The 22,049-nt window shown below is 39.6% G+C and carries 19 protein-coding genes and 1 rRNA gene; 18 read left to right on the forward strand and 2 right to left on the reverse strand.

Annotated elements, in window-relative coordinates; translation table 11 throughout:
* Window positions 1-86 (forward strand): 5S ribosomal RNA (gene rrf, locus CSV60_RS13250); the annotation flags it as partial.
* A 355-nt stretch (window positions 87-441) separates the two neighbouring features.
* Here the strand turns inward: rrf and CSV60_RS13255 are convergent.
* Window positions 442-672 (reverse strand): hypothetical protein, encoded by a 231-nt coding sequence (locus tag CSV60_RS13255; RefSeq protein ID WP_099637340.1) that lies wholly within the window; start codon window positions 670-672, stop codon window positions 442-444.
* Window positions 673-884: 212 nt separating this feature from the next.
* Window positions 885-1,268 carry a helix-turn-helix domain-containing protein gene (locus CSV60_RS13260; RefSeq protein ID WP_099632495.1) on the reverse strand — a complete coding sequence of 128 codons (384 nt, stop codon included), beginning with the start codon at window positions 1,266-1,268 and terminating at the stop codon, window positions 885-887.
* Window positions 1,269-2,191: 923 nt separating this feature from the next.
* Between CSV60_RS13260 and CSV60_RS13265 the strand changes: the two genes are divergently transcribed.
* The 17 genes from CSV60_RS13265 to rsmI all read left to right on the forward strand — a co-directional run bounded on the left by CSV60_RS13265 (window position 2,192) and on the right by rsmI (window position 22,047).
* Window positions 2,192-3,562, forward strand: a complete 1,371-nt coding sequence (locus tag CSV60_RS13265) for a polysaccharide deacetylase family protein (protein ID WP_233189629.1) — start codon at window positions 2,192-2,194, stop codon at window positions 3,560-3,562.
* Between the two features lie 18 nt (window positions 3,563-3,580).
* Window positions 3,581-4,900: a nucleotide sugar dehydrogenase gene (locus tag CSV60_RS13270; RefSeq protein WP_099637342.1), complete on the forward strand. Its 1,320-nt coding sequence runs from the start codon at window positions 3,581-3,583 to the stop codon at window positions 4,898-4,900.
* Window positions 4,901-4,915: 15 nt separating this feature from the next.
* Window positions 4,916-6,712 carry a glycosyltransferase family 2 protein gene (locus CSV60_RS13275; RefSeq protein WP_099637343.1) on the forward strand — a complete coding sequence of 599 codons (1,797 nt, stop codon included), beginning with the start codon at window positions 4,916-4,918 and terminating at the stop codon, window positions 6,710-6,712.
* 32 nt (window positions 6,713-6,744) lie between these two features.
* On the forward strand, window positions 6,745-8,472 hold the full coding sequence (locus tag CSV60_RS13280) for a polysaccharide deacetylase family protein (RefSeq protein WP_099637344.1): 1,728 nt from the start codon (window positions 6,745-6,747) through the stop codon (window positions 8,470-8,472).
* A 32-nt stretch (window positions 8,473-8,504) separates the two neighbouring features.
* A complete protein-coding gene (locus CSV60_RS13285) occupies window positions 8,505-9,779 on the forward strand; it encodes a helix-turn-helix domain-containing protein (RefSeq protein WP_099637345.1) in 1,275 nt (424 codons plus the stop codon).
* 72 nt (window positions 9,780-9,851) lie between these two features.
* Entirely contained in the window at window positions 9,852-12,413 is a 2,562-nt protein-coding gene (locus CSV60_RS13290) for a helix-turn-helix transcriptional regulator (protein ID WP_099637346.1), read from the forward strand.
* A 37-nt stretch (window positions 12,414-12,450) separates the two neighbouring features.
* Entirely contained in the window at window positions 12,451-14,775 is a 2,325-nt protein-coding gene (locus CSV60_RS13295) for a winged helix-turn-helix domain-containing protein (protein ID WP_099637347.1), read from the forward strand.
* 154 nt (window positions 14,776-14,929) lie between these two features.
* The gene (locus tag CSV60_RS13300; protein ID WP_099637348.1) at window positions 14,930-16,354 is read left to right on the forward strand and encodes an aminotransferase class I/II-fold pyridoxal phosphate-dependent enzyme; all 1,425 of its coding nucleotides are present in this window, start codon (window positions 14,930-14,932) and stop codon (window positions 16,352-16,354) included.
* A 15-nt stretch (window positions 16,355-16,369) separates the two neighbouring features.
* Window positions 16,370-17,011: a dTMP kinase gene (tmk, locus tag CSV60_RS13305; protein ID WP_099637349.1), complete on the forward strand. Its 642-nt coding sequence runs from the start codon at window positions 16,370-16,372 to the stop codon at window positions 17,009-17,011.
* Window positions 17,012-17,063: 52 nt separating this feature from the next.
* Window positions 17,064-17,393: a cyclic-di-AMP receptor gene (locus tag CSV60_RS13310; protein WP_099637350.1), complete on the forward strand. Its 330-nt coding sequence runs from the start codon at window positions 17,064-17,066 to the stop codon at window positions 17,391-17,393.
* A 17-nt stretch (window positions 17,394-17,410) separates the two neighbouring features.
* Complete coding sequence (locus CSV60_RS13315; RefSeq protein ID WP_099632504.1) at window positions 17,411-17,851, forward strand: YaaR family protein; 441 nt, start codon at window positions 17,411-17,413, stop codon at window positions 17,849-17,851.
* 68 nt (window positions 17,852-17,919) lie between these two features.
* Window positions 17,920-18,930 (forward strand): DNA polymerase III subunit delta', encoded by a 1,011-nt coding sequence (gene holB, locus CSV60_RS13320; protein ID WP_099632505.1) that lies wholly within the window; start codon window positions 17,920-17,922, stop codon window positions 18,928-18,930.
* Window positions 18,923-19,750, forward strand: coding sequence for a PSP1 domain-containing protein (locus CSV60_RS13325; protein WP_099632506.1), 828 nt, complete (start codon window positions 18,923-18,925; stop codon window positions 19,748-19,750). The genes holB and CSV60_RS13325 overlap by 8 nt, the downstream gene beginning before the upstream one ends.
* A gap of 13 nt (window positions 19,751-19,763) precedes the next feature.
* A complete protein-coding gene (gene yabA, locus CSV60_RS13330) occupies window positions 19,764-20,123 on the forward strand; it encodes a DNA replication initiation control protein YabA (protein ID WP_099632507.1) in 360 nt (119 codons plus the stop codon).
* 55 nt (window positions 20,124-20,178) lie between these two features.
* Window positions 20,179-20,922 (forward strand): tRNA1(Val) (adenine(37)-N6)-methyltransferase, encoded by a 744-nt coding sequence (locus CSV60_RS13335; protein ID WP_199173206.1) that lies wholly within the window; start codon window positions 20,179-20,181, stop codon window positions 20,920-20,922.
* Window positions 20,909-21,172, forward strand: a complete 264-nt coding sequence (locus tag CSV60_RS13340; protein WP_099632508.1) for a GIY-YIG nuclease family protein — start codon at window positions 20,909-20,911, stop codon at window positions 21,170-21,172. Before CSV60_RS13335 ends, CSV60_RS13340 begins: the two co-directional genes overlap by 14 nt.
* Window positions 21,172-22,047, forward strand: a complete 876-nt coding sequence (rsmI, locus tag CSV60_RS13345; RefSeq protein WP_099632550.1) for a 16S rRNA (cytidine(1402)-2'-O)-methyltransferase — start codon at window positions 21,172-21,174, stop codon at window positions 22,045-22,047. Before CSV60_RS13340 ends, rsmI begins: the two co-directional genes overlap by 1 nt.
* The last annotated feature ends 2 nt before the right edge of the window (window positions 22,048-22,049 follow it).

Genomic DNA, 22,049 nt, shown 5'->3' on the forward strand with positions numbered 1-22,049 from the left:
GTTCCCATACCGAACACGGAAGTTAAGCTCTTCAGCGCCGATGGTAGTTGGGGGTTTCCCCCTGTGAGAGTAGGACGTTGCTAGGCATGCGAAGCCATTCCCTTTGGGGAGTGGCTTTTTTGTGTTTAATTATGAATATGAGCTAAATTTAGAGTTGAGTGATTGTAGATTTTAGTTAGTTGCTCAATAAATCTTGTTAAGCGCTCTATTGTCTCGCATATCTGCTCAATGAGTCGTGCTAAGCGCTCTATCACCCTGCCTAACCGCTCAATGAAACACACCAGGCACACTATCGCCTTGCCACTTACCCACTATAAACCTTGCGAACCAAGCACCAATCAATCATTCCCCGTAGCGAGACGATAAAAAAATCCATGTCGGAAAGCCCATGGATTAGACAGCGTATGTTTCTATTCGAGATGATTGAAGCTGGCTAACTAATCATACGGGGTAGTAAATATCGTCTTCGCTTTCATAGCGTAATGCAATGGATAGTCCATTGTCTGACTTGAATTTAAGTGTAGTTGTGTCCAGATAACCAGTTAGAATAGAAAATGAATGGCGATCTTGTTGTGGAGGCAAAAGAGAATAGTGGATAATATCATGAATAAGCGAAGACATTTCCTCGTACGACGTAAAAACGTAATACTCATTGACCATATAAGCCGGCATACTGCTCATCTCCTAAACAAATAGAATGAAGACTTGAGCGACGGGAGAAGGAGAGTAAACGATTGCCTATTCAGCAAGTATTTTAGAAAAGGCTTCAAATATAAAGCTGAAATTATACTTGCGAATAGAAGAATCTTTGTACAGTTATTATATAGTAAAATGTTACAAAATACTATTGAGTATTGTCGAAAAATTTAAAATGGTAAAAAAGATTAATTTTTAAAATTATACATAGTTTGCATGAATGCCAACAAAGCATTTTTATCAGCGTTGGATAACTTTATACCATTAAAGGATACTGGCTTTTGCAATAATTTCTCTAGCTCAATTTCTTTGGACGCCTCATCACTTTTTGAAGATGAAATGGCTTGATCTACTGTTTCATTCGGTAGGTAACCTGCCAATATTAGTAACTCATTCTTATCTGCCTCCAAGGCAGCTGCTAGTGCACAAATCGTTTCACGAGAAGGATTGTATCTACCTTTTTCCAATGAAGCGATGAAGGAGTAACTCAGATTAGCTAGATCAGCTAAATAACGTAAAGTCATTTGTCTTTGTTCACGTAATTTTCGTAGGCGAATTCCAAATTTGTTCAAACATATTCCCTCCTTAACTTCTTCATGACTAATATTGCAAAGTATGTACTTCTATCATAACCTATTTACTTATAAAAAGCAGAAAATACTTACCTAACACTTTTAGGTAGAAAGACTTTAAATGAAAAATCGTAAAGCAGTTTTTGAATTTAATTTAAAAGTCTATATTACTAGTGGATAGAATCTGAGAAAAAAGTTGTATATTCTATCACTAACACATTATATTGTGAGCGGCATTATCATTTTACAACTTGTTTAAGTGCAACTATCCTCCAAAGCCCCAAGTTTAATGACCTTTAGTGTAATGTTCAGTGCATTGAGAATAAACTAGGACTAAAAAATAGATGTCCGTGGTATTCCAAAAGTAATTGGCAGAATTAACTAACAAATGTGTTGACAAAAAGAACAAACCAATTTAATATGTGTTGTAACGCTAAACAAATGGTTTTTTTAACCTGTTTGTTTAGAAAAACAACACGAAAGTTAATGGTAAAAAGGAGGTGGTAAAAAACTTGATTATAATTGAACACGCTCTTGTAATATGCAAATGTCTGCCCTGACTTTTATCCGTATTTACAAGGTTTTCTACTTACTAACAACAGCGCCAGTGGTGAAAGACATAAACTACATTATTACGATAAAAAGATAGTGTAAAAGTTGTTAAGTAAAGAAAATGTACTAATAAATTAGCATAACAGCTGCTCTAAATTCTCTATTAACATTGGTTGATCAGAATACACATACAAGGAATGCGTTTGTTTTCAAGAATTACGCATAAAAGTATAAAAATTATGATGATACGGAAAGTGTAGGTGTTGAGAATGCGTTATGAATATCGGGAATCTCATAATCTTAACAAATTGAAATCTACCTCTCTTTTATTACTTCTAAGTTCTTTATTGGTAGTAGGTGGATGTTCTCCATTGTTTGAAGGTAAAAAGAGTGGTGATTCAGCAGCCGTTGCTCTAGCTAGTGAAAAGGTCGCTCCATACGTGGAAGGGAAAAGTGAAGTTCTTTCTTATGTATGGACTACTAGGAAGGAGTTATCCCTTACGTTTAATGGTATGGCTGACAAAAAGACAATGGTGGAGCTTTTGGATGCACTAGAGGAAAACAATATTCCAGCTACATTCTTTTTACCAGGTATACGAGTAGCAGAAGAGCCCGAAATTGCCAAAATGATTTTGGATCGCGGTCATGAAATAGAAAACAACACACTAAATCAATTGGATCTTCAGAATATGAGTTATGAGGAATTGTATAAAGAAGTCAAACTCAGCAATGAAGTAATTCGAAAAGAAACTGGTATAACGCCCCGTTATGTCAGAACACGATCGGGTGAATACAATGAGGATCTTCAAGCCGTTACTGCACAACTTGGTATGGATGCCGTTATTAATTACACAATCAACCCACGTGAAGGGGAGATGCAAGGAGCTAAGACAATCGGCAAATATATTGAAAGGTATATAACGCGTGGATCAATTATCTCCATGCATACGGATATTAATCCCGAGGTGGTTGGAGCCATACCGTATATCGCGAAGGCTGTTGAAAATACAGGTTATAAATTAATCCCGTTAAATGAACTAGTTAATAAAGGTACCAAGCATAAACCATTCGAACAAATAGCCGGCTATGATCGAATCAAAATCAATCCAAACTATAGCGATATTAAACCAAATATCTTTTACGAAGCACCTACAGAAGAAAAAGTGATCGCACTGACATTTGATGACTGGGCAAGTGATTACACAGTTACAAAGATTCTTGAGATCTTGAAAGAAGAGAAAGTTCCCTCCACCTTCTTCTTGATTGGTAAAGGGGTAGAGAAAAATCCAAACTTAGCTAGAGCAATTTATGAGCAAGGTCATGAAGTGGCTAGTCACTCATACGGTCATGAAGTAGTGACAAAAATCACACCTGAAGAACTGCAAGAGGATTTGGTTAAAGCGCATAAAGTCATTACTGAAGCGATTCAAGCAAAACCGACCATGCTATTCCGTCCAGCTACAGGTGAAATAGATGAAAAGACAGCAAAAATAGCTATGGCAACAGGTTACAAAAGCATTGCATTGTACGATGTCACGCCATTTGACTGGGATATAGAAAATGATGCCGATGAAATCGTTAAACGTATCATCAACAAACGCGGAGATGGAAGTGTCATTGTACTTCACATCCTAGACGGCACGCACACTATCGAAGCCCTACCCAAAGTTATCCATACTTTACGCGAAGAAGGCTACACATTTAAACATATGACGGAGTTAATGCGAATGAAGAATAACTAAATGACAGAGGTGGTATGAATGGTGAATTCATTATACGAGCGAATCATGTATAGACAAGAAAAGATTGCAGTAGTTGGATTAGGTTACGTCGGACTACCGGTAGCTATAGCTTTTTCTGAAGTAGCTGATGTCATTGGCTTTGATGTTAGTGAAAAAAAGATTGATCAGTTATTTGCTGGTATTGACGTAACAGGTGATATTGGGGATGAACGAGTCCGCAATACGAGTATGCTCTTTACATCAAATGAAACGGATTTGCAGGACGCAAAGTTTTTCATTGTCGCCGTCCCAACACCTATTCAGTCTGGAAACCTTCCCGACTTGAAAGCCCTTCAGTTGGCCAGCCAAGTGGTAGGTCGAAATTTGAAGAAGGGGTCAGTCGTAGTCTATGAGTCAACTGTATATCCCGGAGTTACAGAGGAAGTGTGCATTCTCGAACTAGAGGCAGCATCTAACCTGAAATTCGGTACAGACTTTACAGTAGGTTATTCGCCAGAGCGTATTAATCCAGGTGATCAAGTCCACCGACTAGAGAACATTGTAAAAATTGTTTCTGGCAGTGATGAGGAAACACTAAATACTATCGCAAGTGTCTATGAAATGATTATCGAAGCTGGTGTATACCGAGCGGAATGCATAAAGGTAGCAGAAGCGGCAAAGGTTATCGAGAATGCGCAGCGGGATATTAACATCGCATTCATGAATGAACTCTCCATGTTGTTCAATCAAATGAAAATTGACACACAAGCGGTATTGCGTGCAGCAAAAACAAAGTGGAACTTCCTACCCTTTTCTCCGGGATTAGTAGGTGGTCACTGTATAGGGATCGATCCCTATTATTTAACGTTTAAAGCAGAAGATTGCGGATACCGATCTAAAATATTACTTGCGGGTCGCCATATCAATGATTCGATGGCGGCATATATTTCCCAGCAAATCCTTAAGATCCTTGTACAGCAGAAAGTGAATCTGAAAAATATCAAAGTAGGTGTATTAGGTCTTACTTTTAAAGAAGATTGTCCTGACTTTCGTAACACAAAAGTACTCGATATTATTAAGGAATTAAAAGAGTACGGAATCGAGCCAATTGTCGCAGATGCATTGGCGGATCCCCAAGCCGTTAAAGAAGAGTGTGGTATCACGCTTGTCTCCACAGAGGAATTCAAAGGATTGCATGCAGTCATTGTAGCAGTACCACATGAAGCATATAGAGGACTCACGTTGGAGGACTTCCAGCAAATGTTCGAAACGGATACTACTCAACTACTGGTGGATGTTAAAGGAATCTACGAGAAAAAAGAATTTGAAGATCAGAATATCCGGTATTGGAGTCTATAAGAAAGGTGTGGAATTATGGTGAAAGAAAAATCAAATGCCAAAACAGTAATTAGACACACTAGTGAATCGACCCTTCTTCCAAACGTCCCAATACTGCAAAGAGATGACGAAGGTAAAATGGTCGAAACAAATCGCCTGTTAAATAATTCCTACTCATGTAATTTTACTATCACAATGAAAAATAAAAATGTTGGTAAAAAAATGAAAACAAAAGCGATTGAATTATCCAAGACAGACCTACTTGTCGACTTCGACCCATCTATGAATTCACTGAAAGCCGGCGATGTAGTAAACCTACGTTTTAAAATTCCTAGAGGAACGATGGAAGAAGGATACGAGTCGACAGTGAGGATCCGTGGAACAGTTAGTTGGCAGGAAGTGAAAATGCCAAATGACGAAATCACTTGGAAGATGGTCTTTACATTCGTCGAGTCACTAGATTCCTACTTCCGGAGAACGAAGTGGAAGTTTATCACAACCTTCACCCTTGCCAGTCTCTTACTTGTTGCATTCTTTATTGTATTGATGCGCATTGAAAGTCTAGTCTATTTTAAATTTAATAAGTTTATTTACTTTTATAGTTTGATTGCAGCTACATTTTTGCTCACTCGATATATATTTGGAGCTTTCTATAGGAATGTACCAATCAATTCTAATTATCGTCCAGGTGTCTCCATTATTATTCCGGTCTTTAATGAAGAAGAGTGGATTCATAAAACGATATATGGTTGCCTGAATCAAAACTATCCAATCGATAAGTTGGAAGTAATCGTCGTAGATGACCAGTCTACAGATCTCACAGTCGAGAATATCTGGAAAGCAGTAGAAAGGTTAGAACAAGAAGATGAAGTATACAAAATCAAAGAACGTTTACAAGTATACGTAATGCCGCAAAACGGCGGGAAACGCAAAGCATTAGTAGATGGCGTGGCAATGGCCAAACATGATCTTGTTGTTTTTGTCGATTCAGATAGTTTCTTAGAACCAAATGCCATTCTGAATTTAGTCCAACCATTTCAAGATCCTAAAATGGGTGGCGTTGCAGGACGCACAGATGTGGAAAATAAATATGTAAATAGTATTACAAAATTACAAGTTGTCCGTTACTATATCGCTTTTCGTGTCATGAAAGCAGCAGAATCTTACTTCGATTGTGTCACTTGTTTATCGGGTCCATTATCTTGTTATAGAAAGTCTCTGATTCTAGACCACCAAGAGGATTGGCTTAATCAAACTTTCTTAGGTCAGCCAGCGACTTTCGGCGACGATCGCAGTATGACCAACTATATTCTACAAACACACCGCACCGCATACCAAGATAGGGCCATCTGTTCAACAGTTGTCCCGGATAAATTTGGCGTGTTTTTAAAGCAACAAATGCGCTGGAAACGCTCTTGGTTACGTGAATCACTACGAGCAGGAACATTTATTTGGAGGAAAGAAGTATTTATGGCTTTGTTCTTTTACGTAGGATTGATTGTACCAATTGCTGCACCAGTCGTCGTATTGTACAACTTACTCTATGTGCCGCTGTTTTACGGTATATTCCCCACCACCTTCTTGCTGGGACTATTTCTTATGGCCTTCATGATGAGTGCCGCCTACTTGTTCTTTAAGAAAAGCAGTCTGTGGGTCTTCGGATTTGTCTTCGTTTTGATGTATGAAGCCGTTCTATTATGGCAGATGCCTATTGCATGGGTGACATTCTGGAAATCTACTTGGGGAACACGCGATACGCCACAAGATATTGAAGCGCGCGATAAGAAGTTGGGCAAGAAGTTGAAAAAAGATCCTCTAACTATTAAATCATAACTATATGAGTTTGTAGATAAGGAGAATGACGTATGAAACGAAAAAGTGATGAAATATTAGATTATCAAAAGAAAAACCGACGGAAAGTCAGACGGTCAATTCTTCAAGTAGGTATTTTATTGGTCATTGTATTTCTTGTGTTCCAAGCGTTTGTTGAAATGAATCGTTATGATGCATTGAATAATGAAAAATGGAAGAACAGGCAAGGTTTTATAGCCCTTTCATATCCAGGTGTATCAAGGGATGGATCAGATTCTCTGTTTGCAAAAAAGCAATTGCAACGGCAGTTGGAAGCATTGAGAGACCAAGGATATGAGACGATTTCTCAACAAGATATACTGAATTTCTACAAAAACAAGAAACCATTACCTGAGAAAGCATTATTTCTTGCATTTGAAGATGGACGTACAGACACGAGCGTTTACGTCAATCCACTGTTGAAGAAGTATAACTACAAAGCGACATTGCTCTCTTTCGCCAACAAGTTAGATGAGAACGATAAACGTTTTCTTCAACCTTCACACCTAAAGCAAATGCAAAAAAGTGGGTTTTGGGAATTAGGTAGTAACGGTAACCGCTTAACATACATCAATATCTTTAATAAGGAAGGCACGTTCTTGAATATTCGTGATGATGAAGAAGTGCTAAGTAAAGATAAAATCGAATCGTACAATCACTTTTCGATGGACTTCATCCGCGATCAATATTTGATTCCAAGTGAGAATCGATTGGAGATGGAGAAGCGCATCACAAATGATTACAAAGCGATGCGCAAAATCTATCAAGAGAAATTGGGTGCTATTCCTGGGGTCTACATGATTATGCATGCAAATAGTTTGTATAATACAGCAAACAAATTGGTTACAGACGTCAATGACAATGAGATTAGAAAAACATTTGACATGCACTTTAATCAAGAAGGAAATGCACTTAACACTAAAAGAAGAGAATTATATAACCTAACCCGCGTTCAGCCAAAACCATCTTGGTCTACGAATCATTTACTCATGAAAATACAAAATGATACAAATCAAAAAGTAGATTTCGTAAAAGGTGACGAAAAACAAGCCAACCAATGGAAAGCAATTGAAAGCGCAGCGGAATTTCGTGATGGTCTGATCACCCTTACTTCAAAATCAAAAGAGGCTGGAAAACTGGTACTGAAGGAGAATACCGCAAAGAATATACAGTTTACAGGAAAAGTGGGGGGGAGTATCGAGGGCCAACAATCCATTTTCTTACGACATAGCGATAATGGCGACTCTTACGTGAAAATTACAGTTGAAAATGATTATTTAGTGATCGAGGAAAAGGCAGAGGGACAATTGAAAGAACTACTTGTAAAAAAGTCCATACCAAAAGTTGAAATCGTCCAAACAACAAATAATGAAAACCCCACTTCACGAAAAGAAGATAAAGCACGGAGCGAGGGACTGCCTAATGAAAAAAGCATAGACATCAAACTTCAGAATAATACATTAAACATCAGGTTAAATAACAAAAAAATTGTAAGTAATCTAGAAGTCAATCAAGACATTCAAGCTGGAAAGCTAGCACTGGGTTCTACCTGGGTACCGGGAGGCTTCAGTGATCCAATTCATGATGCACAGTTTAGTGAAGTGACGATTGCTTCATTAGCAGACAGTGGTGTTGAGCAGACGATCTTGTTCACAAATGAAATACAAAAGCCACAGCAACTGATGTATACATTTGTTGGTTCTATCAAGTCAGCAATGAACTGGGTAGTCGATAACTTCTAATAACCGGCATCAGTTGAAAAGGCGGGATTTCAATGCTTACCAATAAAAAAATACTATTCATGATGATTTCCTGCCTCTTTTTTAGTGGATGTCAGGATAAAAAACAGCAAACCGTAGATTTATCCATTCTAGATGAATTGGAACTTTCGGCTTGGGTGACTGAGTGGCAGTGGCAAAATGGAGTGGGAGACCTCCGACAAGTTCAAGGTCTAGATAGGGCACAGGTTTTTGCAGCCTATTTTGACGGGGAGGATCACATATATTTACGGGACAAAATGGACGATGCCATTGGTGCTATGAAAGTACTATCAAAGGAACGTGATATCCCACTCGATTTAACCATTGTTAATGATCAGTTTCTGTCTGATGGAACGGTCGTTCACAAAGACTCCGAACTAATTGGACGCTTGGTAGAAACGCCGGAAAGTCGAAAACGGCATATTGATAATATTTTGGAATACATCAACGCCTATCAATTTGAAGGGTTAGAACTAGACTATGAAAATGTAGATGGGGAAGATCTGCCAAACTTGCTTCAATTTTATAAAGAACTATATGATGCTCTGTTAGCACAAGGAAAGCCATTGCGTATTATATTGGAACCCAACTTAGACGTCGAACAATACAATTTTCCTGTAGGACCAGTCTACGTCATGATGGCCTATAACTTATTTGGCGGCCATTCAGGTCCAGGGCCAAAAGCAGACGATGAATTCATCCGCAAAGTAGTGGGTAAAATGAATACCCTTCCTGGGCAACCAGTTATCGCATTGTCGGCTGGCGGTTTTAGTTGGCAACATGGAAAGGATGAAACGAAAACCCTCACTGAAAAAGAGGCAGAAGAACTTGCTAGAAAATATGAGGTGAAGCCCATACGAGATCCATCTAGTGGCGGTATGTACTTTGATTATCAAGATGAACACAGTGATACGTACACAGTTTGGTACGGAGACCAGCAAACCTTGTATCAATGGATGAAAGTTGCGGCTGAAGAGGGACAAATGAGAGTTTCCTTATGGCGAATGGGTGGCATGGAAGACACCACATTGAAATTCCTAAATAACGCAGTCAATTATAAAGCGAAAGTGAAAGGAGAAAACGAGATGTTTGCCAATCATATAAAGGAACTCAGGAAACAAATGAACCTGACGCAAGCTGAATTGGCTGAGCGGGTGGGCATCGGCCGTACAGCTTTATCCAAAATAGAGAATGGCGCTTACTATCCAAGTGCTAAGACCATGAAGAAAATATCGGATGTGCTCAATAAGCCAATTGGCGAAATATTTTTCAACACTGACATTTCGTAAAGGTGCGTAAAACTAGTACGTATAGTTGAGTTCTAGTGAGAGTCGTAATGCAATCGAAGGGAGTGAAGATTTGTGAAAGTATATATAGCTAATGAAAAGATTAAAATGCCTATAGCAAACGAAGAAGTAATCAGTAGAAAAGATATAGAAATTCCTATTCACTCGAAGTTGGTGCGACTTACTATTGTTCGCGCACCGGAGGGATATGGAAAGACCATGTTGCTAAGTAAATCATTCTCCCAAATAACAGATTCGACGGCTTGGCTCACATTAGACGAAATGGATAACGACCCCATTCGTTTTTGGACCTATGTGATTACGTCATTAGAGAAAAGCGGCAATATGATTGATGCAGAAAAGGTATTGTCTTTCATCAAAACAAGTCCGCCCTATTACATGATTGTCGATATGCTGTTGAATGAACTAAATGCTCAACGAAGAAGAGTTACACTGATTCTAGATGATTATCATATGATCACGAATCCTGTCATTCATAACATGATGAACCAATTCATCGATTCTTTATCGCGTCATATAAAGGTTTTCATAACAAGCCGAAATGAAGTGCCGTTATCCGTTTCCAAGTGGCGGACAAAGGGCTGGGTATACGAAATCGGTATCCAACAACTGCAATTTCAATTGAAGGAAGTCCGAGAGTTTTTCGACAAGCGTCCTTCACTATCGAGATATTCAATATTTTTCTACGAGCAAGTATTACGTATTACAGAAGGTTGGCCTTTAGGTATTCAATTGATAAGTCTCATCGGATTAGCAGAAGATCCCCAATGGAATGTGGAGGAATCTTCCGTCCTATCACCTGTCGTAGCAAATTACTTAGTGTATGAAGTATTGTGCAGTCTCACTCCCTTCATGCAAGACTTTCTCATGCGTACATCGGTATTACAATATGTAACACCCGAAAGTTGTAATCAGTTATTGAATCGTAATGATAGTGAAGAAGTCTTGAGAGAAATAGAAAAGAGAGGTTTGTTTCTTAATCAGTTAACCGACAGTCAACTGACGTACACGTACCATAGTCTATTTTCAATTGCCTTACAGAATGAAAGACGTCGATATTTTTCGAATGACTGTATAAATGAGGTGTATGTTAAAGCAGCACATATCCGCTATGGACAAGGCGATTATGCAACAGGAATTGAGTTGGCGATTAAAGGGGAGTTATTTGATGTAGCTGATCGTTGGATTAAAGAGAATCTGGTAAACATCATTTTATCCAAACAGACCGAGACATTCATGCGATGGATGTTGATACTACGTAAAAGCTCTTTCGAACTCCATGCGGAAACGCTTGCAGTATATGCGTTCAATCTAGCCATTCAGTTTGAAATGGAAAAAGCGGGATTGATTATTCGAGAGCTTGACCGTAGGGATCAAAAAACAGGTTGGAAAAAGGAAGACTCGTTAGAAGATGCCACACTAATTTTAGACATTGTAAAAGTGTTTATGTTGTTTACACAGGGTGGTCTGACAGAGAAAAAAGACTTAGGTTCGCAAGAGCGAATTAACAATCATTCATTTTCCACTGATTTACGATGGAAAAACGTATCGATGACGTATAACCACTATCAACCTCAATTGCTGAGAACTTGTTTAGGCAATAGAGGTGGACTACAATCTGTCAAACGACTGTCAACACTGAATAACGTCTTACGTACTGATAAATTCCTTGTTCATAATTTGGCAGGATACAGTCAGGGTCTACAAGCGGAAGCCTTCTATGAAATGAATCTATTATCCGAATCCACACATTATATGAAAAAAGCTATGGAATATACTGATCGTCATAGTGATGCAGGCTTGTCTATACCCATGTACATTCTACAGGCTAAAATGTATCTGGCTAATCAGCAGTTCGTTAAAGCTCAGGCCATATTAAACCACGCGATGGAATCAACGGTTAATACGAACTGGCAATGTATTTTAATTATAATGAAAGCACTAGGCTATATTCGTGAAGGATCCTTCGACCAGGCAGAGATTGAATTGAACAGATCATATAATTTAACACATCGGCAAGCGAAATTTGATATGGAGTTCCGAGTGCTTGTACAAGCGCGACTGCATATGGCCAAAGGCAATACACGAAAAGCCCTTTATTGTATAGATCAAGTTACGCAAGAAGCTAAAGAAGCATTGTATATAGCAACTACTATTGAGGCAAAGATATTGAGATCCATCTGTATGTGGAATAACAGCAAAAAAAGGCTGGCAATTAATATACTTCATGAAGCATTGGAATTAGCGGTAAAGTCGGGCTTTAAACGCATGTTTTTGGACGAAAAAGCATTGAATCCAGTGCTAATGAGTTATATAAAATGTCGAATAAACTTTGAACAACCGCATTGGAAGACAGTTCCACTTGTCTTTGCACAGTCGTTACGGACGGATCATATCGCTCATCGTGCGGCTGCTCATCAAAGTAGTAAACCCAATTTAACTCCCCGCGAGGAAGAGTTGATTAAGGCACTCGCAACCGGCTCATCCAACAGGGAGATTGCGGAACAGCTTTTTCTTTCGGAAGGAACCGTTAGAGTGTACTTATCGAAAGTCTATAAAAAACTCAATGTTAGCTCACGGACTCAAGCAATACTGCAAGTCAAGGATTGGCAGTAGAACAAAATATACTACTATTGATTAGGAGGTGACGGTCATGACCACATTACTAGCCTCAAAATTACAAAAACCTACCGTACGTGATGAGTGGATTAGCGGAGAGAATATGATTGCTGTCCAACATGAAGCAGTGCAATCAAAAGTACTGTTCATTACTGCTCCAACAGGTTATGGAAAGACAACATTTTTGACTAGTTGGTCAGGTAATTTGAATGAAAACGTCGCATGGTTGACAGTCGATGAAACTGATAATGATGCAGAGCAATTTTTTCGATATATCCTCTATACAGTCTACTCGGCGTGCAATTTGCTTCCGCAAGAAAAATTACAGCTAAAACTTGTCGATGCAGACCGCAACGATTTGAACACGATGTGGAATTTCTACAAAGAACTAGGTAATGTAATGACAAAGCGGGTTCGATTAATTATTGACGATTTTCATCATATTACTGCTCCAGAACTGTTGGAAATGATTCAGTATTTTGTAATGGATTTACCCGAATCCTTGAAGATATGCTTTGCTAGTCGCCACCTCCCTCCTTTTACACTTGCACTCTGGCAATCCTTATTCACTGTTACTGAAGTGAAAATGCAGCATCTGCGTTTTACGGTCGTAGATATGAAAAAATATTTGAAAAACCAACCCGAACAGCAACAATCAGTATGGCAAGAATTCGTGCAGACAGAAGGTTGGCCTGCGGCACTACGAAATGTTGTGCAGTCACAAGATACGTATGATCTGCAGCATTCTAGAAGGTACACTATGAATGTGTTAATGAATGATCTATGGGGTGAATTTTCAAGCTCGGCACAGCATTTCCTTTTAACAACATCCATCTTGAATACAATGGATCAAAGAATATGCGACGCATTACTCGGGAATAATGAAAGTCTGGTCCATTTACAGAATTTAGAGGAAAAAGGCTTTTTCATAGAAATGGACACGCAAAAAAACGCATGTTATCGTTATCATCCCCTTTTTTCTATAGCCTTACAGCAAAAGTTGCAACAAACCTACTCAAAGGAGTTTGTATTAGAGCTTCATAAAAAAGCAGCAGGTGTATACTTCCGGCAAGGTGATATTGTCTGTGCAATCACACACGCATTGATAGGAAAGGCGTATCCACTTGCTAGTACTTGGATGATGAATCACGGCGTGGACATTATCAAAAGTCGAGAAACCTCTACTTTCATATCTTGGTGCCGTGAATTTGAAGAAGCTCATATTCCATTAGCTTTGGATCTTCAGTTACTGTATGCCTTTTCTCTTCTTTCCGAGCACCAAATAGATGCAGCGGATCTTGTCATAAGTAAAATGACAACACAAGAGAATCGAAAAGAATGGAATGCTTTTACCAGTAGAAGCCCATCCGCTCCCTACGACTATTTCTTAATCAAGTCCTACATTACAATTATCCGAATGGGCGGTGTGACAGAAGTAGGGGAGTGGCTGCAAAAAGGATTTGATTTTAACGTAGAAAAACGCTCTAAGCTATATTTACTGCCACTTCAGTTCAATAAAACCGAGCCTACGTTATCACGTACACCATTAGGTTCACGTAAAATGTCAGCAACCCCTGAACAACAGAAATACCTATTGGAAAAGCAATCTTGCCAAGCAAATAAACTTTCTATAATCGGTTACTATCACGGAATTCAAGCGGAAACATTGTACATGAAAGGCTTGATGAAAGAATCTAGAGAACACCAAGTAGAAGCACTTCTGTCAGCCCATCACTTCCAAGATCCAGGTCTGCTAATTCCTATGTATGTATTGAGTTGTAAGCTACATATGGCAAATGGCGAAATGGAAAATGCGCATGGAACGTTGCAGAGTGCCCTGTTTTATACAGAAGATAGCTACTGGAAAGACTTTTTATATGCATTTGAAGCATTTATTTACTTGAAGCAAAGTCGTCTAGAAGAAGCAGAAATCTCCTTTTTGAAATTGAAGGAGGATTTCGTGGATAATCTTCAACATCCATTTGTCACACTCGTAGATGTAAGACTACTGTTGCAAAAAGGCCAATGGGGGGAAGCGTTAAAGAAAGCAGTACATGTGAAAATTGAAGCGTTACAGGAAGGGCAAATTGAGACATTTATCGAAGCAACAATTTTAGAAAGCTTGTGTTACGCCTATCAAGAGCACTGGTTGGAAATGGCACATTCTTTACATGAAGCCATGGTTTATAGTAAAGAATATGACTATACTCAGTTATTTATCAAAGAAGAGACGATAGGTTCACTGTTGAAGGAATATATCAGAGTTCGTAAACAACAACATGATGTGAACTGGACGCACGTTCCGTATTTCTATGTAGATCGACTAGTACAGGCAACAAATAACAGAATTCTATCATAGTGTTGCTGACACTACGCGAAAAAAAAGTGACAATAAAAAATACAAGTTAGGTTAACAGCGTATAAACAATAGAATGTGACTTGAAAGCGATACTCCTTTAGTCAGGAGTGTCGCTTTTTGCTATACTGAGTAAAGGTAAAGGAGTGCGTAATAAATGAAATATCAAGATCGTCCACTTGTGCAAGCATTGCAGAATTTTCATAACCGAAAACCTGTTTCATTCCACGTGCCGGGACATAAAGGGGGCACATTATCTGATTTGCCGTCCGCTGTGCGTCAAGCACTTGCTTATGATCTGACGGAGCTGACAGGACTAGATGACTTGCATGAACCGACAGGAGCGATTAGAGAAGCAGAAGACAAATTGGCACATCTTTATAAAAGTGAACGGAGTTTCTTTCTAGTGAATGGTTCGACTGTGGGAAACCTGGCTATGCTGTATGCAACAGTTCAGCGGGGAGACTTGGTAATTGTGCAACGTAATGCACATAAATCGATATTCAATGCACTGGAACTGACAGGTGCCAATCCAGTGTTTCTATCTCCGGATTGGGATGAACAGACGCAGACGGCTGGAACGGTATCATTGAAGACAGTAAAAGAAGCACTCAAGCAGTATCCGAATGTGAAAGCAGCCGTTCTCACCACACCTACTTATTACGGAATAATAAATAAAGATTTAAAACAGATTATAGAAGTATGTCATAGCTACAGTATACCGATTCTCATTGATGAAGCGCATGGTGCACATTTTATAGTGAATGATGCATTTCCAACGAGCGCACTTGAACTCGGAGCAGATCTGGTCGTTCAGTCTGCGCATAAAACATTACCCGCCATGACGATGGCCTCTTTTTTACATGTTCGATCGCAATTTGTGAGGGTGGAAAGAGTAGCACACTTCCTTCAGATGCTACAGTCGAGCAGTCCATCCTATTTATTGATGGCCTCTTTGGATGATGCAAGGTATTATGCAGAGACGTATAGCGAAGATCACTATAAAAGCTTTCAAATATACCGAAATAATTTAATCCAAGGTCTGTGCAATATGGAGTGCGTCGAAGTAGTGGAGACTGACGATGAACTGAAGTTGCTGGTTCGTGCTACGGGTCATACGGGATACGTCTTGCAGGAAGCATTGGAGCAGCAAGGGATTTATCCAGAATTGGCGGATATATATCAAGTATTGCTTGTACTGCCCTTGGTGAAGGCGGGGGATGAAGAACGATGCGCTGACGTAATTGGTAAATTTAAGCGAGCGATGGACTGTGTAGCGGAGAAAAAAGCTACTTCAGTACGGGTGAACAACTTTTTATCGATCAGTTCTCCGTCATCGGTAGTATATTCAGCAACTCAGCTTCATACGATGGATACGGAGTGGCTAAATATCCAGTCGGCAACGGGAAAAGTAGCAGCAGACGCGATTATTCCATATCCACCCGGCATACCACTTTTATGTGCCGGAGAACGTATTAGCCAAGAACACACCGAGCAAATGCATGATCTTTTAATGGCTGGCTGTAGATTTCAAGGGGCGGTCAATATGGAGATGAAAAAAGTAAAAGTAGTTTTGGAATAGATAGGGGATAAGAAGATGGCAGGATTATTTATTAGTTTTGAAGGGCCAGAAGGGGCTGGTAAGACAACTGTATTGCAAGAAATTGCAGAACGCCTAAAGGCACAAGGACAAGACGTAATCATGACACGAGAACCGGGTGGAATTCCTATTGCAGAAAAAATTCGTGAAGTCATCTTGGATTCAAATCACAGTACGATGGACGGTAAGACGGAAGCGCTGTTGTATGCAGCTGCACGTAGACAACATTTAGTAGAAAAAATCATACCTGCACTACAACAGAATAAAATTGTTCTATGCGACCGTTTTATTGATAGTTCATTGGCATATCAAGGGTTCGCACGTAAATTAGGCATCGACGAAGTACTGGCAATCAACTTATTCGCGATTGAAGAGTATATGCCGGATTGTACTATTTTCTTCGATGTGCCGCCCGAAGTTGGACTAGCCCGGATATGGAGAGATAAGGAACGTGAACAGAATCGTCTAGATTTAGAAAAAATGGAGTTTCATGAGCAAGTGTACAAAGGCTATCAAGAAGTGATGTTACGGGATGAAGGGCGAATACAGATAGTTGACGCACAACAATTACCAGCACAAGTAATTGAAAATGTTTGGCAAATTGTAAGTACGGAAGTCAACTTACATAAGAATTCATGATATAATAAAGAAGAAATACGTTTTATGAGAAATCGGAAAAGGGGAGAGTACATTGAAACTGATTGTAGCAGTCGTACAGGACCAAGATAGTAACCGATTATCTTCCGCATTGACTAAAAGTGATTTTCGGAATACAACATTAGCCAGTACTGGTGGATTCCTTCGCGCAGGTAACACAACATTTCTAATGGGTGTGGAAGATGAGTTAGTCTCCAAAGCACTAGATTTAATTCGTGATAATTGCCGTTCTCGGGATCAAATGGTTGCACCGGTTTCACCAATGGGTGGTAATGCGGACTCATATATTCCGTATCCAATTGAAGTAGAAGTAGGCGGAGCTACTGTATTTGTCTTGCCAATTGAGCAGTTCCACCATTTTTGATTTAGAGGTGAATGCTGATGAAAGTCAATGGTGAATACCGTACAGGGATGGATAAATTATCGCCTGATCCTCTTCGGCATGCACAGGGTAATCCCAAGTTTGGACAAATGGTAGAAAAACAAGGATCACGTCTGCAAGGAGAACAGATTGCCCGGTTGTTTGGGGATATCTCAAGTGCTGGAGATCGTCTCGCAAGGTCTCGAAATTTACGTGACATGGCGAAATACAAGATGCTGATCAAACGTTTTTTGAAAGAGGCAGTAGATTCAGGTATTGAGTTAACACAATCTCATACATGGAACCAGTTCGGTGAAGGTCGCCGGTTAAATTTGGTGCAAACAATAGATGAAAAACTAATCGCGTTGACGGAAGCACTGTTGGATGAAGAAGAATCATCCATTGATTTACTCGCCAAAATTGGTGAAATCAAAGGTCTTCTGATCAATTTATATACGTGATCCCGTGCCGCACTCACATGTAGCACGGGGTTTTTTGCAACATCTTTACTAACTAAGGAGGAGCTTGCATGTCACAGACGTTGCACGACCATGCATTGCAGTCTCAGAAGCAAGTTATCGACAAATTAACTATGATTCACAAAAGACAGCGTATTGGACATGCCTATTTATTTGAAGGTTCGAATGGTGCAGGCAAAGAGGCAGTTGCACAATATTTCACGAAACTGCTATTATGCATGAATCCGAAAGAAAATGTTCCATGTGAAACATGTCACTCGTGTAAACGTATAGAATCAGGTAATCATCCGAACGTAGTCTGGATCAGACCTGATGGACAGGACATCAAAAAGGATCAAATGTCTGAATTAATTATAAAAATGACGAAAAAAGGGTATGAAGAGGGACGGAAAGTATATGTGATTGTTCATGCGGAGAGAATGAATGCCTCAGCAGCCAATACATTGCTGAAGTTCCTTGAAGAACCTGAAGGAAATGTCACAGCTATTTTACTTACGGATTCCTATCCATCCATTTTGTCAACAATTCAATCACGGTGCCAGCGAATTTCGCTTCAGCCGATGAATCGCCAAAATAGTATTGAAAGTCTCGTGGAAAAAGGAGTTACAGCTTCTATGGCATCTACTGTAACGATGATGACAGCAAATGTTGAAGCGGCTTATAGGATGGCTCAAGAAGATTCCTTTGTACAGAGACGGAAATTAGTGTTAAAATTAGTAGAGGCAATCGAACAGCGATCCCCAGGTGAGGCGTTGCTGTTCATTCAGACAGATTGGATGCCTGTCATGAAGGAAAAAAGTGATTGTGAACAAGGCCTTGATTTGCTTCTCTTCGCGTACCGTGATATTGTGGCGGTGAAAGCAGGTTTGCAATCAACTATATCGTATCCCGATCAATTAGAAGTCTTCACGGGACATTCTGTCAAAAATACTTATAGCAGTTTAACTGTTAAAATAGATGCCGTCTTGCAGGCGAAAAAACGATTGCATCAAAATATGAATCGTACGCTTTTACTAGAACAATTGGTGCTTACTATGCAGGAGGGGTTATCGTTTGTATAAAGTCGTAGGCGTCCGCTTTAAAAAAGCGGGAAAGTTATATTATTTTGACCCATTGGATATGCCGATTGAAATTGGCGACTATGTCATTGTGGAAACAGCACGAGGTGTAGAGTACGGTAAGGTAGCCAGTCGAAGTAATGAAATAGATGATGAAGATGTCGTCTTGCCACTGAAAAAGATCATTCGTCTTGCAGATGAGGGTGATCGTGAACGAGTCAAAGAGAATGAGCAAGAGGCAAATGAAGCATTTGATGTCTGCGTTGAAAAAATTACAGAACATCAATTAGATATGCGTTTAGTAGATGTGGAATATACATTTGATCGTAATAAAATTGTTTTTTACTTCACCGCTGAAGGCCGAGTGGACTTCCGCAACCTAGTAAAGGATCTCGCTGCGATTTTCCGGACTAGAATTGAATTGCGCCAAATCGGTGTACGTGATGAAGCGAAAATGCTAGGCGGTATCGGTCCATGTGGTAGAATGCTTTGCTGTTCAACATTTTTAGGTGATTTTGAGCCGGTATCTATCAAGATGGCGAAAGATCAGAACCTTTCATTGAACCCATCAAAAATTTCGGGTCTATGTGGTCGTTTGATGTGTTGTCTGAAGTATGAAAATGATGCATATGAAGAAGCGAAAGCGCTAATGCCCGATCTTGGTAAACAAGTAGTTACACAAGATGGAGTAGGAAAAGTAGTCGGACTGAACTTATTGGAGCGTGTACTTCAAGTGAATATGCCGGCATTTGAACGAGTAGTGGAATATGCGTGGAGTGAGATTGAGGATTTACAGAAAGAAACAGCTCAATTGACTAAATGATGAGGTGGAACAGTTGAAAGAAGTGAACTTTCTTGACAGGGTAATGGATTTTGAACAACAGTTGGATTCTATGCAAAAACAATTCCGGGAACTCATTGGATTTGTTGCAAAGATGACTGAAGAAAACCACTCGCTTCGTCTGGAAAACCATCATCTGCGAACGCGACTTGATGAAATCGATAAGATTACACAAGAAATAGAAGAGGCCGCGCGTGATGAACGTCCAAAGAAGCTTGACGTGGGCGAAGGCGTAGACAATCTAGCTCGTTTGTACAATGAAGGTTTTCATGTGTGCAATGTGCACTACGGCAGCAGCCGTAAAGGCGAAGATTGTCTATTCTGCCTGTCATTCTTAAATAAACAGAACGGTTGAGAGGTCAATTCCTATTTTTAGGTATTGGCTTTTTCTTTTGATTGAAGGAGTGTAGATTGTGAACTTAGAAAATGATGAACGAATGGACTATTTATTGGCAGAGGACTTGCGCATCATTCAAAGCTCTTCTGTTTTTTCCTTTTCACTAGATGCAGTGCTGTTGGCACGTTTTGCCTATATGCCGATCCGAGGAGGAAAGATTGTTGATTTATGCACAGGTAACGGTGTAATCCCTTTGTTCATGAGTGCCCGGACGAAAGGCGAAATCATAGGTATTGAATTGCAAGAACGCCTAGCGGATATGGCGCATAGAAGTGTAGTGCTTAACGGTCTAGAACAACAGATCACGATTGAAAATGGAAACGTCATAAATATTGCAAAAAAAATTGGTTATGAGTTATATGATACGGTTACATGCAATCCTCCTTATTTCCCGGCAAATGAAAAAAGTGCTAGAAACAAAAGTGAGTATTACACGATCGCTAGGCATGAAGTAGAGCTAACACTAGATCAAGCAGTAAAATCTGCAAGTGAATTATTGAAACAAGGTGGGAAAGCAGCATTTGTTCACCGTCCCGGTAGACTTCTTGACATCATCACATCCATGAGGCAGTATCGTTTAGAACCAAAGCGTATTCGTTTCGTCTATCCGAAAGAAGGGAAAGAAGCAAATACACTATTAATCGAAGCAATTAAGGATGGAAAACCTGATCTTAAAATTCTACCTCCTTTATATGTCTACCGTGAAAATGGAGAATATACGGATGAAGTAAGGCGGCTATTGTATGGGGAAAATTGAGCACTTCTTCTATGTACTAGTATGCAATGACGGATCATATTACGCTGGATATACGAATGATTTAGAACGCCGCTTACGTGTACATAATGAAGGAAAAGGCGCAAAGTATACGAGAGGGCGTCTACCTGTAAAGTATATTTATCAAGAATTATTTGAAACTCAACGGCAAGCGATGCAAGCAGAGTATCAGTTTAAGCAATTAACCCGAAAACAAAAAGAACAATATATAAAAAAGGAGCGGTCCACATGATTACGTCACAAAAGAGTGCTGAAGCAACAGAGTTCGGGAAGTTGTTCATCGTAGGCACACCAATCGGCAACCTCGAAGATATGACATTCCGTGCAGTTCGGATCTTACAGGAAGCAGATTATATTGCGGCGGAGGATACGCGTAATACGATTAAATTATGTAATCATTTTGAGATTACTACACAAATGATCAGTTATCACGAACATAATACACGTGTGGCGGGAGAAAAAATAATAGAACTCCTTCAAGATGGGAATAACATTGCTATTGTCAGTGACGCAGGGATGCCATGTATTTCAGACCCCGGCGCAGATCTTGTAGAATTAGCGATTGAACAGGGATTCGCTGTCGTTCCCGTTCCGGGACCGAACGCAGCTATTACAGCATTAGTAGCTTCAGGTATTACAGCGCAACCGTTTTTGTTTTTTGGATTTCTATCGCGTCAAAAAAAGGAATTAAAAACACAGCTTGAGAACTTACAGCACTATGAGGAAACAATAATATTTTACGAGGCTCCACATCGTTTAAAACAGACATTGCGCGGTTTAGTAGAACAATTTGGAGATGAACGAAAAATTGTGATGGCCCGTGAATTAACGAAGCGATTTGAAGAGTTCTTGAGAGGAACGATTGCAGAAGCAATAGAGTGGGCAGAATCCAATGAAATCAGAGGGGAGTTCTGTTTGATTGTGGAAGGTAATCAGAACGTGCAACACGAAGCCGCAATTGCTTGGTGGACAGACCTATCCATTAAGGAACATGTAGAACGTATAATAGAAGAAAAGGAAATTCGTTCGAAAGATGCGATCAAAGAAGTGGCAGATGTCCGTGAGTTGAGTAAACGAGATGTTTATCAAGCCTATCATGTAGGGTAAGA

This window comes from Sporosarcina sp. P7 (assembly GCF_002743425.1).
GTDB lineage: Bacteria > Bacillota > Bacilli > Bacillales_A > Planococcaceae > Sporosarcina.